Raw genomic sequence first — 17,748 nt, forward strand, 5'->3', positions numbered from 1 at the left:
CTTCGCGACGACGTGCTCTTCGGTGACGTATGGGAGCACCCCGACCTCAGCAAGCGTGACCGGAGCCTGATCACCGTGGCCATGCTGGCCGCGCTCTACCGAACCGACGAGATGCGGGGCCACATGCAGAGAGCTCTCGACAACGGGGTGACGGAGACCGAGCTGAAGGGGCTGATCACTCACGTGGCGTTCTATGCCGGCTGGCCCTGCGCGGTCAACGCGGGCCGTATCGCCGTCGAGGTGTTCGGGCCGAAATAGCGCGCGTTCGAAGGAATCGCCCGCGCTCATTTGGGCGTCACGCGGAAGATCGTCCCGTTGGCGTCGTCGCTCACCAGCAGCGCGCCGTCGCGGGTGACCGCCAGGCCGGCCGGGCGGCCCCAGACGCGGCGGTTGTCCACCACGAAGCCGGTCATGAAGTCTTCGTACTCGCCGGTCGGGCGGCCGGCCTTCATGCGCACCCGGATCACCTTGTAGCCCGTCCGGTCGGGCTGGCTGTGGGAGCCGTGCAGAGCGACGAACGCGTCGCCGCGGTACTCGGCCGGGAAGGCGGCGCGATCGTAGAACGCCACGCTCAGCGCGGAGGAGTGCGCCTGGAACAACACCTCGGGCACGCGGACCTTGCCCTTGAGGTCGGGCCGCTTCCCCTTCAGAGCCGGATCCTCGTTGGGTCCGAGGTAGTACCAGGGCCAGCCGTAGAATCCGCCGTCCCGAATGCGGGCCATGAAGTCGGGGGGCACGTGGGGGCCGAGGTGGTCGCGCTCGTTGACCACGCACCACACGTTGTCGGTGCCCGGCTGCATCGCCAGGCCCGAGCAGTTGCGCAGCCCGGTGGCGTAGTTGCGAATCGTCGCTCCCTTCGGATCGAACACGCGCACCACCGCGCGATTCTCTTCCGGGCCCCAGGCGGCGCCGCGGCCGTGGCTCTGTTCATGCTGCCGGATCTGTTCGGGCGTCATGTCGGGCATGTCGCCGGCGAGATTTGATGCCGAGCCGACGGCGAGGAACAGGCGCTTGCCATCCCGGGAGACGGCCAGATCGCGCGTCCAGTGCCGCTCGGTCGGAATGTTGCCGATGACGACTTCGGGCGGCCCGGCGGCCTTGACGGCCCCGGTGCGATACGGGTAGCGGACCACCTGGTTCGCCGCCGCCACGTAGACATATCGGGGATCGGCGGGCGGCTGAAAGACGATGCCGTAGGGGCGGTCCAGATTCTCGGCGAAGACCTCGGCCTTCGCGGGCGCGCCGCCCGCGCCGGCCCGGAACACGAGCACGCGCCCGGTGCCGCTCTCCGACAGAAAGATGTCGCCATTCGGCGCGACCCGCAGGGTGCGCGGCTGCTTGAATCCGGTGGCGAACACCTGCACCGCGAATCCGTCCGGTACTTTGGGCAGTGCGCCCGGCTGGGGCTCGATCACCTCTGCGTTGCCGGCGATCGACCGTTCAGCGTCCGTGCGCGCGAGCGGCGGCGGCAAGTCGGACGGCCTGATGAGGCGGCGAACGCCGGGGGCGTCGGCCTGCCAGTCGGCAAAAGCCTCGGCGCCGGTACGGACCTGCCCGGTCTGGCCGGATGCGAGCGAAGCCAACACCAGCATGGGAACATGGACGAGCAGCGTGGAGATCGTGGGGGCGCGCATGGGCGTTCCTCCGGTCGATGTTTCTAGTGGACCACGCGGGCCACCGCGCTTACGGTGGTCCTGGGCGGTCGAAGGGAGAATACAGGAGGCCGGTGATGCGTGAAATGAATGGCGCGCCGTGGTGGCGCCGACTCGTGGCGGCGCTGGCGCCCCCTCCGGTCGACGTCGCGGAGCGGTTGGCGGAAGACTATGCGGCCGAGGTCCGCCTGGCGCACGATCTCGCCGAGGACGCCGAGACGCTCATCCGCTACCCGCAGCCGCGCGCGGTCGTCCTGAAGGCGGCCGGGCGCGCCGGCGAGAGAGGGCGGCGCCTTCGACGGGCGCTCGAGGACCTGGGGCACCCGGTGATCGAGCCGGGTCCGGGGAGCGGGCTGCGCGCGGCGTCGGCGGGGGAACGATTGCGGGCCCGGGTGGGGGAATTGGGGACCATGAGGGACGCGTATCTGACGGGCGCCTATGCGGTCGAGCGCGAGCATCCCGATATCGCGACCCTGCTGCATGACCACCATCGAGCCGTCGAGGGCGATCGGCGGGACCTGATCTGGACGCTGGCCCGGCTCGCGGAGACCGCGGTCAACCCGACGTCTGCCGAAGCGGTGGCTGCGTGAGTCCACGCGGCTAGGCGCCTGGACCGTAGCGATCCGCGATCACTTGCCGTAGGGCTTCGCGGATGTCCGAGACCTGGGTGCGTTCGAGGGACCGGATGGCTCCGCCGAGGTCGCCGTCTCCGAATACGTCCTCGATCCAGCGGTGAAAGTCCCCGCGCCGGAGATGACCCTGAAGGACGTCCTCCGGCAGCTCCGGGATCGCCGAGAGGAGGTCTCGAATGGCTCCCGCTCGCGCCCCGGTTGGACGGCCCCGCAGGGTGAACACGAATTCGTGGCCGGGGCGAACCGGAACATCCGCGTATTTGCGGCGATGGCGGACGTGTGGCGCGAGACGCGGTATGACGCGGAATCGCATGGCCGACGCACCCGACTCGAGCGCGCCGGGCAGCAGAACGGCTTCGTCGATGGCGAGATCGGCCAGGAGTGCGAGCCCTTCCGGGATGGCAAGTCCGGGCGCGAGGGTCAGGAGCGCCAGGGCCTGACGTCGGTCGGCGACGCGGGTGACGACGACCGCCTCGCTTGCTCGCAAGACGTCCGGCGACAGATCGGAGATGCGGTACGTGACGAGAAGATAGCCCCCCAGCTCGTGGTCGAAGAGCTCCGGGTCATCGAATCGGGTCAGGAAGTAGTGAGCCTCGTCCACCACGACCCGATGAGGCAGCCCGGTCTGACGTCGCAGGCGATTGACGACCGTGAGCAGCCGCCTGACCAGCAGGGGCTTGTCTTCTCGCGGGGCGGCCGACATATCCAGGATCAGGCTCAGATCCGGATGCGTCAGCGTACGCTCGAGCGGAAGGAAGGACGTCTCCTTGCTGTCCACCGGATACACGATCACGCTGGGTAGGACCTCGAGGCAGGAGTAGTCGCCTTCCGGGTCGAGGATGCAGAGCGAGTAGCGCTGCAGGATCAGCTGTTCACAGAGAGCGCCGGCCATCCACGATTTTCCCGACTTCGGGTCGCCTCCGACCAGGATGTTGCGTCCCCGGACCGCGAAATCGAGCGGCTCCCCCGTTTCCGACGTGCCGAATCGCACCCGACGGCGCCCCAGACGCGTCGGGGGAAGTCGCGGGAGGGAGAGGATGTCGCGAATGTAGGCGGCCACCGCGCGGGGGTCGCGGCCCGGCACGACCTCGTCGGCGCGGCGTTTCAACTCCTCGCTGCCCCAGGCGACGGCCGCGCCGATCTCGCAGGCCGCGAGCATGTCGTGATCGTTCTCCGCGTTCCCGACCGCGATCGCGTTGTGCGCCGAGATCCGCAGGCGCCAGAACACCTCCTGGAGTCCACTGGCCTTGTTGACGCCGTGCGGGAGCACCATGAGCCGGCTGAGGTTGAAGGTGATCGCGAGAGGAAGCCCGAGAGTGCGGATGATGTCGACGATCTCGGGCGCCACCTCCGCGTCGGCGTCGACGATACAGAGGCCGTGCTGGTGGCGGATGCGGTGGCGTCCGAGCTCGGCGAGGAAGTGTGGGTCCGGAGGATCGCAGAGCGGAATCGGCGCCGGGAAGGCCGGAAGCCTCAGCACGGCTCCATTCTCGGCGACCACCGCGTCGAATGGGGCCGGGCTGGGGAGCAGGGCGTCGAGGTCGCGCAGCACTCGACCCGTCACGAGCACGACCAGCAGGCCGGCGTGTCGGGCTTCCTGAATGGCCGCGACGACATCGACATCGATGCGGCCGTCGTCGGCGATCGTGCCGTCGAAGTCGAGCGCGAGAACCCGCGGTTTCATGTGACGGAAGGGGGATCAGATCCCCCCGGCCGGTCTCAGGCCACGTCGGAAGCGGGAAGCTGGTGCCGGGCCAGGCGCATCATGAGCACCGGCGACCGACCCGAAGAGAAGCCGGCCGGCACCAGCCCGCGGCTATACATGGGCCGCCTCCCGCTCGCGGGCATCCTCACGTGCGTCCGGCGCCTCGCCCGGCATGTCCTCGACGCGGATCAGGAAGATCGGCGTCCGGGTCTCGCGCAGCACCGACTCGGCGACCGACCCCGCGATCAGGCGCGTCATGCCGCGCCGGCCGTGGGTGCTCATGACGATCAGATCCGGCTTCCGCCGACGGGCGGTGTCGAGAATGGCTGCCGCCGCCTCACCGTACCAGACCGACGTCCGGACGGCGGGAACCCCGCTCGCCCGGAGTCGCTCGGCCACGCGCTCGAGATAGTCCTCCGCTTCGTGGACCACGGAGACCTGTGCGTCGATGGGATCGACGCCGGGGAACACCTTTGCCTCGACGGCGCGGAGCAGGAGCAGCGTGGCCTCGGGATGACCTCTGAGAAGCTCCTCCGCCCTGGGCAGCGCGGCCTCCGCGACGCGGGAGCCGTCGAGCGGGACCAGGATCTTGGCGAATGTCATGGCACCCTCCTGGCCTCCTTTCTATCGCGGGGCCGGGCGTCGGACCATTAGATAGTTGAGCCGCAACCGTTAGAATGAACCTGGGATTGCCGCGCGCGCCCGGCATCTCGTGAGCGCGCCGGCCGTTTCACATCCGTGGCGGTTCGGTGTTACAAAGACGGGTCAATGGGTCCGGGACGGCGCGGCAGCGAGAGGCCATCACGGTACGGGTGGGTGGTGGTCGCGGTCTCGGCCACCGTCAACTCGCTCGCCTGGTCCGTTCGCTCGACGTTCGCCGTGTTCTACGTCGCCCTCATCGGGGAATTCGGCTGGCGGCGCGGGGAGGCGGCGCTCGGCTACTCCCTGAGCTGGCTGTTGCTCCTGATCTTCTCGCCCCTGGCGGGCAGCCTCTACGATCGATGGGGCGCCCGTCTCCTGGTTCCGCTGGGGGGGCTGCTCCTGGGCGCCGCCCTCGCGTTGACCGGCCTCGTGACGACCCTCTGGCAATACTACCTCGCGTTCGGCGTCCTCGCGGGCGCCGGCATCGCGTGCATCCAGGTCCCGGCGGCGGCCATCGTCGGCCGGTGGTTCGTTCGCTCGCGTGGCGCGGCGATGGGGATCATCAGCGCGGGCGCGTCGGCCAGCGCCATCATCTTCTACCCGGTGAACACCTATCTGGTCGTCGTCTTCGGCTGGCGCACGGCGCTGGTGATCTTCGGCCTGCTCGTGGCCATCGTGACGATCCCGCTCGCGGCCTGCCTGTATCGTGAGCCGGCCACGAACGTGCAGGGGGAGCGCGCGGCGACGCCCAGCCGAGGCGTGGGGGCGGCCGGCGACTGGACCCTGCGGCGGGCGCTCCGCAGCGGTCGGTTCTGGGCGGCATTCGCGATGTGGGGATTCGGGGTGATCGGGTATCAGATCGTCACGACCCACCAGGTCGCGCACGCGCTCGAGCGCGGCTTCGGCGCCGTCACGCTCGGGTGGGTGTTCGGGCTGGGAGGCGTGTGCACGGTCGTGGGGAATGTGATCGGCGGATCGCTGTCCGATCGCTGGGGCCGGGAATGGGTGTTCGCGATCGGCTCGGCCATCGGGATCGCCGGCATCGGTTGTCTCGGCTTGCTCGACGGGCCGGACGACCTCCCGCTCCTGCTCGTCTACGTGGCGTCGGGCCTGGGCTTCGGGATGCGCATCTCCATGCTGGCGGCCATTCCGACCGATCTCTTCGCAGGACGGCATCTCGGCGTCATTCTCGGGGCCGCCCAGGGCGGGGGAGGACTCGGCGGCTTCATCGGACCGTTCCTCGGCGGTTGGCTGTTCGACGTCACCGGGAGCTATCAGGTGGCATTCGCCGTCGCCGCGGCTGCCATCGCCGCGTCCGCCGTCGCCGCGTGGGTGGCGGCTTCCCGCCGGGGCCAGGCCGCGGGGCGCGCGACCAGTCGGATCGGTCCATGACGCGGGTTGGCCGGCCGCTCCTCACGCCCGCGCTGACCCGGCGGACGCTGACGTACCGCTGGGTGTGCCTCGGGCTGCTCTTCGTCAGCGGGCTGCTGGCGTTCTTCACCCGTCTGGCCCCGGTCGTGGCCATCCCCGATCTGCGGGAGACATTCGTCCTGGGCACGGCCGGGCTCGGGCTCCTCACGTCACTCTATCTATGGCCCTTTGCCCTCATGCAGCCGGTGGCGGGGATTCTGACCGACGCGTTCGGCCCGCGCCGGACGGTCACCGCGTTCCTGGTTGTCGCCGGGGTCGGGCAGGTGCTGTTCGCCTCCGCCCCTACCTTCGAAGTGGCGCTCATCGGACGGGCCTTGACGGGCTTCGGGGCCTCGATCCTCTACGTCGGCGCCGCCAAGATCATGGCCCAGTGGTTTCGCAGCCGGGAGTTCGGGACTCTCACCGGGGCCTGGACGTCGGTCGCCAACCTGGGTGGGCTGACCGCGGCCGCGCCATTGATGGCGCTGATCACGCTGGCGGGCTGGCGGCTGAGCCTGGGCGGGGTGGGGCTCGTCATGCTGGCGACGGCGCTCCTCATCTATGTCTTCGTCCGCGACAGCCCCGCGGAGCTCGGGCTCCCGTCGCTGGCCGACATCGACGACCTGCCGCCGCCGTCGGGGGCCAGCCGGCCGGTGCCGCTCGGTCAGGGTGTTCTCGTGGTCCTTCGCGAGCCCAACACGTGGCTGCTCGGCAGCTATGCCTTCCTGCTCTTCGGCACGATGACGATGATGCAAGGGCTCTGGGCCGTGCCCTATCTCATGGACGTCCATGGGCAGAGCCAGCAGCAAGCCGCCAACGCGCTGACCCTCTGGGCCGTGGGACTCATCGTCGGCTGCACGCTCTGGGGCTACGTGGCCGACCGGATCGTCGGCTCTCGCAAGCGCGTGGTGCTCGTGGGCGCCGTCGTGTACGCCCTCCTCTGGGCGCTTCTCGCCATCCGCCCGGCCGGATTGCCGGTCGGCCTGCTGTGGGTGGCGATGTTCTGGGGTGGCTTCTTCGCCTCGACCTGGATTCCTTCCTATGCGCAGCTCAAGGACACGGTCCCACCCCAGGTCGTCGCGACCGCGATGGGGATCCTCAACCTCTTCTTCTGGCTCGGTGGCGCCGTCTATCAGCAGGTCAGCGGATTGATCCTGGCGGGCTTTCCCAAGCTGGACGGACACACGCCGGTCCAGGGCTATCAGACGCTGTTCTGGTGGTGCCTGGGGTCGGTGGGGCTCAGCGTCGTGCTGGTCGCGCTGAGCAAGGAAGAGCGGCCCGCGCCGCGCGCGACTACGTAGCTGCGTCCCCGCGGTCCGATTCTCCACGCTTCTCCAGCGCGGCCAGGCGGGCATTCCGCTCGCGCTCGGCTTGCCAGCGAGCCGTCACGTCACGGACGACCGCCAAGGCGCCGGTCACGTCACCGCGCTCGTCCTTCAACAGAGCGATCGAGAACTCGATGGAGATACGCCGACCGTCCTTCCGCATGGCGGGCACCGCCAGCAGCCGCTGTCCGTAGCTGGTCACCCCGGTGGCCATGACGTGACCGTAGCCGTCCCAGTGTCGAGCGCGAAAGCGCTCCGGGATGATCAGATCGAGGCTCTGTCCCGTGGCCTCGGCGGCCGAGTACCCGAACATGGTCTCCGCTCCCCGGTTCCACAGCCGCACCACCCCCTGCCGGTCCGCGAAGATCACCGCCTCCGGCATCTCTTCCACGATGCGCCGAAACAGCCGGTCCGCCGAGCTCGTCTCCATGACCAGCTCTTTCTACCTGTGATTCGATCGTTGGTCCACTGGATCGTTACTTCACGAAAATCTAACGCAGGTGAGAAGACTTTCTAATGGCCCATTTCTCAGCCGTCGCGTACAAAGAACGGACATGACGAGCGAGGAGGTCTACCGTGATCAGTTTGGCTGAAGACGTCCGTGACATCGCTGGATGGCCCGCGATCGAGTGGGGGATGACCGAGGAGCAGGTGCGGGGGGCCCTCACGGGCCGCGTGAGCCCGATCACCCCGATCGCGAAGTTTGCGAACGCCTACGCCCCGATCAAGGGATCGGTGACGATCGAGGACTACTCGTTCGAGATGTTCCCGCAGTTCTCGCACGCCACCGGTGAGCTGTGCCAGGTCCTGTTCCGGGCCGCCGATGCGGAAGCCGATCGGCTCGAGCGGATGAGCGAGATCCTGACCGCCTGTTACGGGAGTCCGGTCGAGCGGGGGACGAAGCGTACGTGGCGGGGATCGACCGCGGTGGTCGAGCTCGACACCGTCAAGATGTCCCCTCACGACGAGCAGCTGTGGGTTCGCTGGTACCCCGTCGAGGAAATGGAGGGAGCATGACCATGTTGACGACGGCAGCCTCGGAGCTCGAGTCGCCTCTTCATCGAACCGCACTGGCCCAGCTCGACACGATCGCGGCGCGCTTGAATCTCGACCAGAGCATCCACGAGCGGCTCCGGTACCCTCGACGCGCGTTGACCGTGTCCATCCCGGTACGCATGGACGACGGACGGACCGAGGTCTTCATCGGATACCGGGTCCACCACGATACCGCCCTCGGGCCGAGCAAGGGCGGGCTCCGGTACGACCCGAGCGTGAACTTCGGTGAGGTGAGCGCCCTGGCGATGCTGATGACCTGGAAATGCGCGCTGATGGGCTTGCCGTACGGAGGCGCGAAGGGTGGGGTGCGCTGCGCCCCTCATCAGATGTCGTCACGGGAGCGTGAGGGCGTGACCCGGCGCTACACCGCCGAGATCATGCCGCTCATCGGACCCGACGTGGACATTCCCGCCCCGGATCTCGGAACCGACGAGCAGACCATGGCGTGGATGATGGACACGTATTCGATGACCCAGGGACGAAGCGTTCCCGGAGTGGTGACCGGCAAGCCGCTCATGATCGGAGGATCGCACGGGCGCCGGGAAGCGACCGGTCGGGGAATCGTGTACGTGCTTCACCAGGCCGCTCACCGTCTGGGCCTCGAGCTGCGAGGCAGGCGGGTGGTGATTCAGGGGTTCGGCAATGTAGGAAGCGTGGTGGCCCGTCTGCTCTACAACGACGGCGGCGTGATCGTCGGCGTCGGCGACATCAACGGAGGGATCTGGAACGACCAGGGCCTCGATGTGCTGAAGCTCCAGGCCCACGTCAAGGAGAGCGGCAGCGTGGTCGGCCTGCCCGGCACCGAGCCGATCTCGAGCGGGGACCTGCTGGAGCAGGACTGCGACATGCTGGTGCCGGCGGCGGTCGGATCGCAGATTCACGGAGACAATGCGGATCGGGTGAAGGCGGCCCTCATCGTCGAGGGCGCCAACGGTCCTACCACCGCGGAGGCGGATGCGATCCTGCACGAGCGAGGGATCCGGGTGATTCCGGACATTCTCGCCAACGCCGGCGGGGTCGTGGTGTCCTACTTCGAGTGGGTTCAGGGTCTTCAGCATCACTTCTGGCGGGAGACCGAGGTCACCGCGCGGCTTCAGGAGATCATGGCCCGCGCGGTCGACCGGGTCTGGGCGACGGCCGAGCGCGAGAAGGTGGCCCTGAGAGGGGCGGCCCTGATGGAGGGGATCGGACGCGTGGCGGAGGCGCATCGGCTTCGCGGCCTCTACCCCTGAGGGGACGGTCATGCCGCGGAGCGTTCCGGCCCGACGGCGCCGCGTCAGCTGCGCGCCGGTCTCGTCCGCGCGCGCCGAGACGGGGTCGGCGTGCTCTTCGCGAAGAGCGTGCTCCGTGCCGCGTCGCAGATCGCGACCGCGGCCGGATGCTTGAGCTTCCGCTCCACCGAGATCGCGTAGAAGGTCGAGAGGACGCCCGGGGCCCAGCCGATTCGCTGCACGTTGTAGAGCCGCACGAGATGCGTCTCGAGCACGAGCGGCGCCGAGAACACTCCGAGTCCGATCGCGCCGAACTCCCAGAGTAGCTCCGAGTCGTCGAACTCTCCGACGACCCGAGGTCGGACGTCGAGGGATTCGAGCCACTGATCGAGGTTGCGCCGCACGGTGGTGTCCGCCATGGGCATCAGCATCGGCGCGTCGCGCAGCGATCGCGGGAAACCCGGCCGGTACTTGCGCACGAGCCGCGGGACCCCGAGAAACGACAGTCCCGTCTCACCGAGCAAGTGGTTGTAGGCGCGGACCTTCACGGTCGGCGCGATCGGCGCGTCGGCCAGCACGACGTCGAGGCGTTGGACGGACAGGTCCGCGAGGAGCTGTTCCGCGCTGCCCTCGCGACAGGTGATCCGGACCGGCTCCGGGAGGGACAGCGCGGGCTCGATGAGCCGCCGGGCGATGGACTTGGGCACTCCGTCGTGCACGCCGATGACGACGTGCATCGGACGACCCGTCGGCCGGCCGCGGGCGGTATCGACGAGCTCGCGGCCCAGGGTGAAGATCTCGTCGGCGTAGCGATAGACGACCTGGCCCATCTCGGTGGGGACGACGTGACGCCCCGACCGTCGGAGCAGCTTCTCGCCCAGCCGCTCCTCGAGCCGCCGGATCTGAACGCTGATGGTCGGCGGGGCGAGCTTCAGCTCGGCGCTCGCGGCCGCCACGCTGCCGGTTCGCACGACCGTCCAGAAGTAGAGCAGGTGGTGGTAGTTGAGCCACTCCATCGCGCGCGCCGATCCTACCGTAAAAGCTAAGGATGAGCCGAAGCGTTTCTAATGGTCGAAGCGAGAGATGGAGCGTAGAAAAGGAAGCGACAGGGCCGGCGACGGACACGGCCCGAAAACCTTCAAAGGAGCTCGTGATGAGCATGGTGAAGCGATGCCTCGGCGTCATCTCGGTTCTGGCCGTTGTCTGCGCGCCGGTGGTGCCCGCGCTCGCCCAGCACGGGACCCACCCCCTCGCTCGAGCTGCCGGGCCGGCGAAGGCCAACGAGACCAGTGCGGCGCTGCGAGATCTCTGGGTCGGCCACGTCTTCTGGGTCCGCAACGTGGTCGTGGCCACGTTCGCGGGGAACCAGCCCGCTGCGGCGGTGGCGGAGCAGGAGGTCGTCGCCAACGCCAAACAGATCGCGGCCGCGATCGAGCCGTACTACGGCAAGGACGCGTCCGGGAAGCTGTTCGGGCTGCTCGCCGGGCACTACGGCGCGGTCAAGCAGTACCTCGAAGCGACCGTTGCGGGCAGCAAGGACAGGCAGGACGCGGCGTACCAGAGTCTGAGTGGCAACGCGTCCGAGATCGCCAGATTCCTGAGCGAGGCCAACCCGAATCTGCCCTACGACACGTTGAACGGCTTGCTGCTCGCCCACGGCGGGCATCACGTCCAGCAGATCCAGCAGGTGCAGCGCCAGGAATACGCGCCGGAGGCGCAGACGTGGGACACGATGAAGCGGCACATGTACGTGATCGCGGACGCGCTCGCCGGCGCCATCGCGAAACAGTTCGCGGCGCCCGGCGCCAGGGGGGATGGGCATGAGCGACCAATCTGAGACTCAGAACGGACCTGATCTCATCGGCGGCATCCCGGCGAATTCGCTCGCCGAGGGTGTTCCGTTGCTGGGTCACGTCCAGGGGGAGCCGGTCATCCTGGTGCGGCGGGGTCCGGAGATCTTCGCGATCGGCGCGACGTGCAGCCACTACGGCGGCCCTCTCGCCGACGGGCTGGTCGTGGACGACACCGTCCGCTGCCCCTGGCACCACGCCTGCTTCAGCCTCCGGACCGGCGAGGCGCTGGCCGCGCCGGCCTTGAGCCCGGTGGCCGGCTACGAGATCGTCCAGCGCGCCGGCCAGGTGTTCGTGACCGGGAAGCGGGCGAAGGCGGGCAGCGTGCGGCGCGTGGCGCGGCCGGGGGCGCCGGCCCCGCGATCGGTCGCCATCGTGGGCGCGGGGGCCGCGGGCAACAGCGCCGCGGACGAGCTGCGCCTCCTCGGGTTCGAGGGCGCCATTGCTCTCTTCGATCGCGACCACGAGGCGCCGTATGACCGGCCGAATCTATCCAAGGACTACCTGGCGGGAACCGTCCAGGAAGCGCTGCTTCCGCTGCAGCCCGGCGGCTACTACGAGGAACGAGGAATCGAGCTCGTGCGCGGCCGTCAGGTGGCCGCGCTCGATCCCGGCCGGAAGCGCCTGACCTTCGATGACGGGACCGAGCGGGAATTCGAGGCGATCGTTCTCGCCACCGGGGCCGATCCGGTTCGGCTCGCGCTGCCGGGCGAGTCCGGCCCACCCATTCACTACCTGCGCACGCTGGCCGACAGCCGTGCGATCATCAAGTCGGCGGAGGGGGCACGCCGCGCGGTCGTCCTGGGCGCGAGCTTCATCGGGCTCGAGGTCGCCGCGTCGCTCCGCGCGCGAAAGATCGAGGTGCACGTGGTCGCCCCCGACCGGCGCCCACTCGAGCGCGTGCTCGGTCCGGAGCTGGGCGACTTCATCCGCGGCCTCCACGAGCAGCACGGGGTCGTCTTCCACCTCGGGGCGAAGGCAAGCGGCGTCACCCGGGCGGGAGTGGCGCTCGAGGACGGCGGGCGTCTCGACGCGGACTTCGTCGTCGCCGGGATCGGCGTGAGGCCCGCGACCGCGCTCGCCGAGCGCGCGGGACTGCGGGTCGAGAAGGGGATCGTGGTGGACGCCCATCTGGAGACGGCGACCCCGGGGGTCTTCGCGGTCGGCGACGTGGCGCGCTGGCCGAACCCGCGAGGGGGCGGCCTGGTGCGCATCGAGCACTGGGTACTGGCGCAGCGGCAGGGCCAGGCGGTCGCCCGTACCATCGTCGGCGACCGCGCGCGCTTCACCGACGTGCCGTTCTTCTGGAGCCAGCACTACGACATCTCCATCAACTACGTGGGTCACGCCGAGCACTGGGACGCCATCGAGGTCGATGGCAGCCTCGAGGCGCACGATGGGAGCGTCCGTTACCGGTCCGGCGGTCGAGTGCTGGCGGTGGCCAGCATCTTCCGCGACCGGGAGAACCTCGAGGCCGAGGTGGCGATGGAGCGCGAGATCGGAGACCATCATGGTTGACCAGTGGAAGGCGAGACCTGACCGACCGGTCGAGGCTCCCCTCGTTCACGTGCCGCTCGCCGAGCACCTGGAGCGGCTCAGGCAAGAGCCCACCTGGCGTACGAGGGGACGCAATGCGATCACCTTGACCAAGGAGCCCGGGCTGCGCCTGGTGCTGATGCTGCTTGGCAAGGGAGCCAAGCTCTCCGAGCATCAGGCCGCCGGGCCGCTCACCTTTCACGTCCTGAGTGGCTCGGTGACCTTCCGGGCCGGCGGCCGTGCGGAAGCGCTCGGGGCCGGAGAGCTCATCGTGCTCGAGTCTGCCATCGCGCACGACGTGGAGGCCCTGGAGGAGAGTGCCTGCCTGCTGACCCTTGCCGGGACCTCTTCGGACCGGGAGGGATGACCGATGCCCGTCGGCGCAGCGGCTCAGAAGGCTCTCGACGCCATCGCGGGCGCCGGCTTCCACGGCAGCACCGACGACGCGCACCTGGCGATGAAGGCCGTGAGCCGCGTTCCCCGGGGCCGGGTGAAACGCCTGAAGGTCTCGGGCGTCCATAACTGCTGCGACCTGTGTTGCGAGGCGACCCCGGGGGCGACGGCCTTCGAGGTCACGGGCGACTTCCAGGCCGCGGCGGTCGTACAGGCGCTCAACGCCGCCGGTTTCGGCGCGCAGGTCAAACGGTAGCATGGGCTATCAACCGATCGAGAATTACGGGGTCATCGGCGACCTCCACACGGTGGCGCTCGTCGCGGTGGACGGGTCGATCGATTTCATGTGCGCGCCCCGCTTCGACTCGCCGTCCATCTTCGCCGCCCTGCTGGATGATGAGCGGGGTGGGCGCTTCCAGCTCGCCCCCGTCCTCGAGGGCGCGCGGCAGAAACAGCTCTACCTGCCCGACACCTGTGTCCTGCTGACCCGCTTTCTCTCCGAGGATGGGGTGGCCGAGGTATCGGACTTCATGCCGATCAGCGACGTGCTGCAAGCGCATGACGTCGTCCGGCGCGCGAAAACGGTCCGTGGGGAGATCACCTTCCGGATGGTGTGTCAGCCGCGCTTCGACTACGCGCGATCAACCCATACCGCCGAGCAGACGCCGGACGGTGTCCGCTTCGTCGCGGAGAGTGGCCCCGCCCGCGTGTTTCTCCTTCGCTCCTCGGTCCCGGTGCGCATCGTGGACGGGGCCGCGGTGGCGGAGTTCACGCTTCACGCCGACGAGTCGGCGTCCTTCATCTTCGAGCAGGTGGAGCCCGGGGGGGAGTCACCCTCCGGCGCTCCCGACTACGTGGCCCGGGCGTTCAAGGACACGGTCAACTTCTGGCGCGGCTGGGTGGGCCGCTCGACCTACCGCGGCCGGTGGCGGGAGATGGTGAACCGCTCCGCTCTGACCCTGAAGCTCTTGACCTCGCGAACCTTCGGATCGATCGTGGCCGCCCCCACCTTCGGTCTGCCGGAAAGAGTGGGGGGCGCCCGGAACTGGGATTATCGGCACACCTGGATTCGAGACGCCTCGTTCACGCTCTACGGTCTCATCCGGCTCGGCTTCACCGACGAGGCGGGGGCCTTCATGCGCTGGGTCGAGGACCGGTGCGCCGGGCTCGAGCCCGACGGAGCGCTCCAGATCATGTACGGCATCGACGGCCGCAAGCTCCTGACCGAGGAGAGCCTCCCTCATCTGGAGGGTTACAAGGGCTCGCGGCCGGTCCGCATCGGCAACCTGGCCTACACCCATCTGCAGCTCGACATCTACGGCGAGCTGATGGACTCGATCTACCTCTACGACAAGTACGGCGCCCCCATCTCGCACGACCTGTGGATCAACGTCGTCCGCTTCGTCGACTGGGTCGGTCGGCACTGGCAGGAACCGGACGAGAGCATCTGGGAGGTGCGGGGCGGGCGGCGTGAATTCCTCTACTCTCGGGTGCTGTGCTGGGCGGCGATCGACCGGGCCATCCGCCTCGCCCGCAAGCGTTCGTTTCCGGCTCCCCTCACGCGCTGGCACGAGACGCGCGACGCGATCTATCAGGACATTTTCGACCAGTTCTGGAATGCGGATCGGAAGACGTTCGTGCAGAGCAAGGGCTCGACCGCGCTCGACGCGTCTTCGCTCCTCCTGCCCCTCGTCAAGTTCATCGCGCCGGCCGACCCCCGCTGGGTGTCCACCCTGCGCGCGATCGAGCGCGACCTGGTGAGCGACTCGCTCGTCTCCCGCTACCGCATCGGGGACGAGTTCTCCGACGGGTTCCTGGACGACGAGGGGACCTTCAACATGTGCTCGTTCTGGTACGTCGAGTGCCTGTCGCGGCTGGGCGATCTGCAGCAGGCGCGCTTCGTCTTCGAGAAGATGCTCGGCTACGCCAATCATCTCGGGCTCTACAGCGAGGAGCTCGGGCATCAAGGCGAGCACCTGGGCAACTTCCCGCAGGCCTTCACTCACCTGGCGCTCATCAGCGCCGCGTATGACCTCGACCGGCGGCTCTCGAGCGCCGGCCATTCGGCGTGAGCTTCGGAGGAAGGGGGATGACGGGATGATCCGGGTGAAGCGCGTGTACGAGAAGCCGTCCCGGGACGACGGGTTCCGGGTCCTGGTGGATCGGCTGTGGCCGCGCGGTGTGACCAAGGAGCGGGCGGCGCTGAGCTTGTGGCTGAAGGACGTGGCCCCGAGCGCCGAGCTGCGCAAGTGGTTCGGTCACGATCCGGCAAGGTGGAAGGGATTTCAGGCCCGCTACCGGAAGGAGCTGGCCGGGCGGAAGGACGCCCTCAAGCTGCTGAGGCAGAAGGCCAGGGAGCGGACGGTGACCCTGCTGTACGGCGCGCGCGACGAGGAGCACAATGAAGCGCGGGTGCTGAAGAAGGTCCTGGAGAGCCGGTAGAGACATGCTCACGAGGATCAGCGGAGTTGGCGTTCGAGATCGGTTGCGCGCGGAGGTCGAGCAGCAGCTCGACCGGCTGATGGCGCGGCGGGGCATGGCCCCCCGCGCGGTCCGGGTCGCGTTCTTCGATGACGATGGACCCCGGGGCGGGGTGGCGATCCGCTGTGCGCTCACGCTGACTCCGTCGAGGGGACCGATCCTCCGGGTGGAGCATACGGCCCGCACCCGCTCCGACGCCTTCAAGGGAGCGCTGACGATCCTGGCTCGTCGGTTGAAACGGCGCGTTCAGCGACGGCGGCGCCGCGCGCGGTATCCGAGACCCTAGGGGCGGGGTCAAACGGACGGGATACCCGAACACCTCGACGACAAGGCCGTCGAATGAGGAGGAAACCATGGCCGCACCCAAAAAAGCACGCACGGGTGGTTCCACCACTGGCGCCGGCGCGGCCGCGCCGAGCGACCGCAACTCGCTGACCGTCGGTCCCAACGGCCCGCTGCTCCTTCACGATGTGCATTTTCTCGAGCAGATGGCGCACTTCAACCGGGAAAAGGTGCCCGAGCGTCAGCCGCACGCCAAGGGCGCCGGCGCGTTCGGGGTCTTCGAGACGACCGAGGACGTCTCCGCCTTCACCAGGGCCGCCCTGTTTCGGAAGGGCGCCGTCACCGACATGCTCGCGCGCTTCTCCACGGTCGCCGGGGAAGCGGGCAGCCCCGACACGTGGCGCGACGTGCGCGGCTTCTCGCTGAGGTTCTACACCGAGGAGGGCAATTACGACCTGGTCGGCAACAACACGCCGGTCTTCTTCGTGCGCGACCCGATGAAGTTCCCGCATTTCATCCGCAGCCAGAAGCGGCTCCCCGACTCGGGGCTCCGCTCCAATCACATGCAGTGGGACTTCTGGGCGAACAGCCCCGAGTCGGCCCACCAGGTCACGTACCTGATGGGCGAGCGCGGCCTGCCCCGCACCTGGCGGCACATGAACGGCTACGGCTCGCACACCTTCATGTGGATCAACGCCGCCCGCGAGAAATTCTGGGTGAAGTACCACTTCCACACCAACCAGGGCATGCGTTTCTTCACCAACGCGGAGGCGGCGGACATGGCGGGCCAGGACGCCGACGTCCACCGCCGCGACCTCTTCGAGGCGATCGCGCGCGGCGATTATCCGAGCTGGACGCTGTCCGTTCAGGTCATGCCCTACGCGCAGGCGAAGACCTATCGCTTCAACCCGTTCGACTTGACCAAGACCTGGCCGCACGCCGACTACCCCCTGATCCGGGTCGGCACCATGACGCTCAACCGCAACCCGGAGAATTTCTTCGCGCAGATCGAGCAGGCCGCCTTCTCGCCGGGCAACACGGTTTCCGGCATCGGCCTCTCGCCCGACAAGATGCTGCTGGGCCGCGCGTTCGCCTACAACGACGCGCAGCGCAACCGGATCGGCGCCAATTTCCACCAGCTGCCGGTCAACCGCCCCAAGGTGCCGGTCAACACCTACATGTTCGACGCCCACATGGCCTACGAGCACAGCGGCAACGCGCCGGTGTACGCGCCGAACAGCGAAGGTCGGGACTGGTCGGACGAGACCGGAGCGATGGCGGACGGGTGGGAGAGCGACGGGGAGATGGTCCGCAGCGCCTATACGCTTCACGCCGAGGACGACGATTTCGGGCAAGCGGGCACGCTGGTGCGGAATGTCTTCAACGACGCGCAGCGAGACCAGCTCGTCGACACGGTGGCGGGGAGCCTGCTCGGCGGCGTCCGCGGCGCCGTGCTCGAGCGCGCGTTCCAGTACTGGAGGAACGTCGATGCGGCGATCGGCAAGCGGATCGAAGAAAAGGTCCATGCCGGCACCGCGCCGAAGCCGGCCGAAGGCATGGGTGAGCGCTGAGG

The 17,748-nt window shown here is 68.7% G+C and carries 18 protein-coding genes; 13 read left to right on the forward strand and 5 right to left on the reverse strand.

The features are described from left to right. Positions 1-258, forward strand: a 258-nt coding sequence (locus VKN16_09440) for a carboxymuconolactone decarboxylase family protein (protein HME94424.1), incomplete at its 5' end; no start/stop codon positions are given. Positions 259-284: 26 nt separating this feature from the next. On the opposite strand, the gene VKN16_09445 is transcribed toward VKN16_09440, so the two are convergent. Beyond that, complete coding sequence (locus VKN16_09445) at positions 285-1,634, reverse strand: PQQ-dependent sugar dehydrogenase (protein HME94425.1); 1,350 nt, start codon at positions 1,632-1,634, stop codon at positions 285-287. A gap of 134 nt (positions 1,635-1,768) precedes the next feature. On the opposite strand from VKN16_09445, the gene VKN16_09450 reads away from it, so the two are divergent. Further along, on the forward strand, positions 1,769-2,242 hold the full coding sequence (locus VKN16_09450; GenBank protein ID HME94426.1) for a hypothetical protein: 474 nt from the start codon (positions 1,769-1,771) through the stop codon (positions 2,240-2,242). A gap of 10 nt (positions 2,243-2,252) precedes the next feature. On the opposite strand, the gene VKN16_09455 is transcribed toward VKN16_09450, so the two are convergent. Then, the gene (locus VKN16_09455) at positions 2,253-3,968 is read right to left on the reverse strand and encodes an HAD hydrolase family protein (protein HME94427.1); all 1,716 of its coding nucleotides are present in this window, start codon (positions 3,966-3,968) and stop codon (positions 2,253-2,255) included. 132 nt (positions 3,969-4,100) lie between these two features. Continuing rightward, the gene (locus tag VKN16_09460; GenBank protein HME94428.1) at positions 4,101-4,592 is read right to left on the reverse strand and encodes a universal stress protein; all 492 of its coding nucleotides are present in this window, start codon (positions 4,590-4,592) and stop codon (positions 4,101-4,103) included. Between the two features lie 213 nt (positions 4,593-4,805). On the opposite strand from VKN16_09460, the gene VKN16_09465 reads away from it, so the two are divergent. Both VKN16_09465 and VKN16_09470 read left to right on the forward strand, forming a co-directional pair. Next, positions 4,806-6,023: an MFS transporter gene (locus VKN16_09465; GenBank protein ID HME94429.1), complete on the forward strand. Its 1,218-nt coding sequence runs from the start codon at positions 4,806-4,808 to the stop codon at positions 6,021-6,023. After that, on the forward strand, positions 6,020-7,342 hold the full coding sequence (locus VKN16_09470) for an MFS transporter (protein ID HME94430.1): 1,323 nt from the start codon (positions 6,020-6,022) through the stop codon (positions 7,340-7,342). The genes VKN16_09465 and VKN16_09470 overlap by 4 nt, the downstream gene beginning before the upstream one ends. On the opposite strand, the gene VKN16_09475 is transcribed toward VKN16_09470, so the two are convergent. Beyond that, positions 7,335-7,796 (reverse strand): PAS domain S-box protein, encoded by a 462-nt coding sequence (locus VKN16_09475; GenBank protein ID HME94431.1) that lies wholly within the window; start codon positions 7,794-7,796, stop codon positions 7,335-7,337. The two genes, VKN16_09470 and VKN16_09475, sit on opposite strands and share 8 nt — an antisense overlap. Before the next feature lie 146 nt (positions 7,797-7,942). Here VKN16_09475 and VKN16_09480 point away from each other — a divergent pair, with 146 nt between their 5' ends. Both VKN16_09480 and VKN16_09485 read left to right on the forward strand, forming a co-directional pair. Beyond that, positions 7,943-8,383: a hypothetical protein gene (locus tag VKN16_09480; protein HME94432.1), complete on the forward strand. Its 441-nt coding sequence runs from the start codon at positions 7,943-7,945 to the stop codon at positions 8,381-8,383. A 2-nt stretch (positions 8,384-8,385) separates the two neighbouring features. Continuing rightward, positions 8,386-9,654 carry a Glu/Leu/Phe/Val dehydrogenase gene (locus VKN16_09485; GenBank protein ID HME94433.1) on the forward strand — a complete coding sequence of 423 codons (1,269 nt, stop codon included), beginning with the start codon at positions 8,386-8,388 and terminating at the stop codon, positions 9,652-9,654. Positions 9,655-9,698: 44 nt separating this feature from the next. On the opposite strand, the gene nhaR is transcribed toward VKN16_09485, so the two are convergent. Next, on the reverse strand, positions 9,699-10,649 hold the full coding sequence (gene nhaR / locus VKN16_09490) for a transcriptional activator NhaR (protein ID HME94434.1): 951 nt from the start codon (positions 10,647-10,649) through the stop codon (positions 9,699-9,701). 137 nt (positions 10,650-10,786) lie between these two features. On the opposite strand from nhaR, the gene VKN16_09495 reads away from it, so the two are divergent. The 7 genes from VKN16_09495 to VKN16_09525 all read left to right on the forward strand — a co-directional run bounded on the left by VKN16_09495 (position 10,787) and on the right by VKN16_09525 (position 17,746). Further along, entirely contained in the window at positions 10,787-11,470 is a 684-nt protein-coding gene (locus VKN16_09495) for a hypothetical protein (GenBank protein HME94435.1), read from the forward strand. Next, the gene (locus VKN16_09500) at positions 11,454-13,001 is read left to right on the forward strand and encodes an FAD-dependent oxidoreductase (protein HME94436.1); all 1,548 of its coding nucleotides are present in this window, start codon (positions 11,454-11,456) and stop codon (positions 12,999-13,001) included. The genes VKN16_09495 and VKN16_09500 overlap by 17 nt, the downstream gene beginning before the upstream one ends. Further along, complete coding sequence (locus VKN16_09505) at positions 12,994-13,386, forward strand: cupin domain-containing protein (protein HME94437.1); 393 nt, start codon at positions 12,994-12,996, stop codon at positions 13,384-13,386. Before VKN16_09500 ends, VKN16_09505 begins: the two co-directional genes overlap by 8 nt. Positions 13,387-13,389: 3 nt before the next feature. Further along, positions 13,390-13,668, forward strand: a complete 279-nt coding sequence (locus VKN16_09510; protein HME94438.1) for a hypothetical protein — start codon at positions 13,390-13,392, stop codon at positions 13,666-13,668. A 1-nt stretch (position 13,669) separates the two neighbouring features. Then, positions 13,670-15,484 (forward strand): glycoside hydrolase family 15 protein, encoded by a 1,815-nt coding sequence (locus VKN16_09515; protein ID HME94439.1) that lies wholly within the window; start codon positions 13,670-13,672, stop codon positions 15,482-15,484. A 25-nt stretch (positions 15,485-15,509) separates the two neighbouring features. Then, positions 15,510-15,854 (forward strand): DUF488 domain-containing protein, encoded by a 345-nt coding sequence (locus VKN16_09520; protein HME94440.1) that lies wholly within the window; start codon positions 15,510-15,512, stop codon positions 15,852-15,854. Positions 15,855-16,246: 392 nt separating this feature from the next. After that, the gene (locus VKN16_09525) at positions 16,247-17,746 is read left to right on the forward strand and encodes a catalase (GenBank protein ID HME94441.1); all 1,500 of its coding nucleotides are present in this window, start codon (positions 16,247-16,249) and stop codon (positions 17,744-17,746) included. Positions 17,747-17,748 lie beyond the last annotated feature (2 nt).

This window comes from Candidatus Methylomirabilota bacterium (assembly GCA_035315345.1).
In the GTDB taxonomy this organism is placed as follows: domain Bacteria; phylum Methylomirabilota; class Methylomirabilia; order Rokubacteriales; family CSP1-6; genus CAMLFJ01.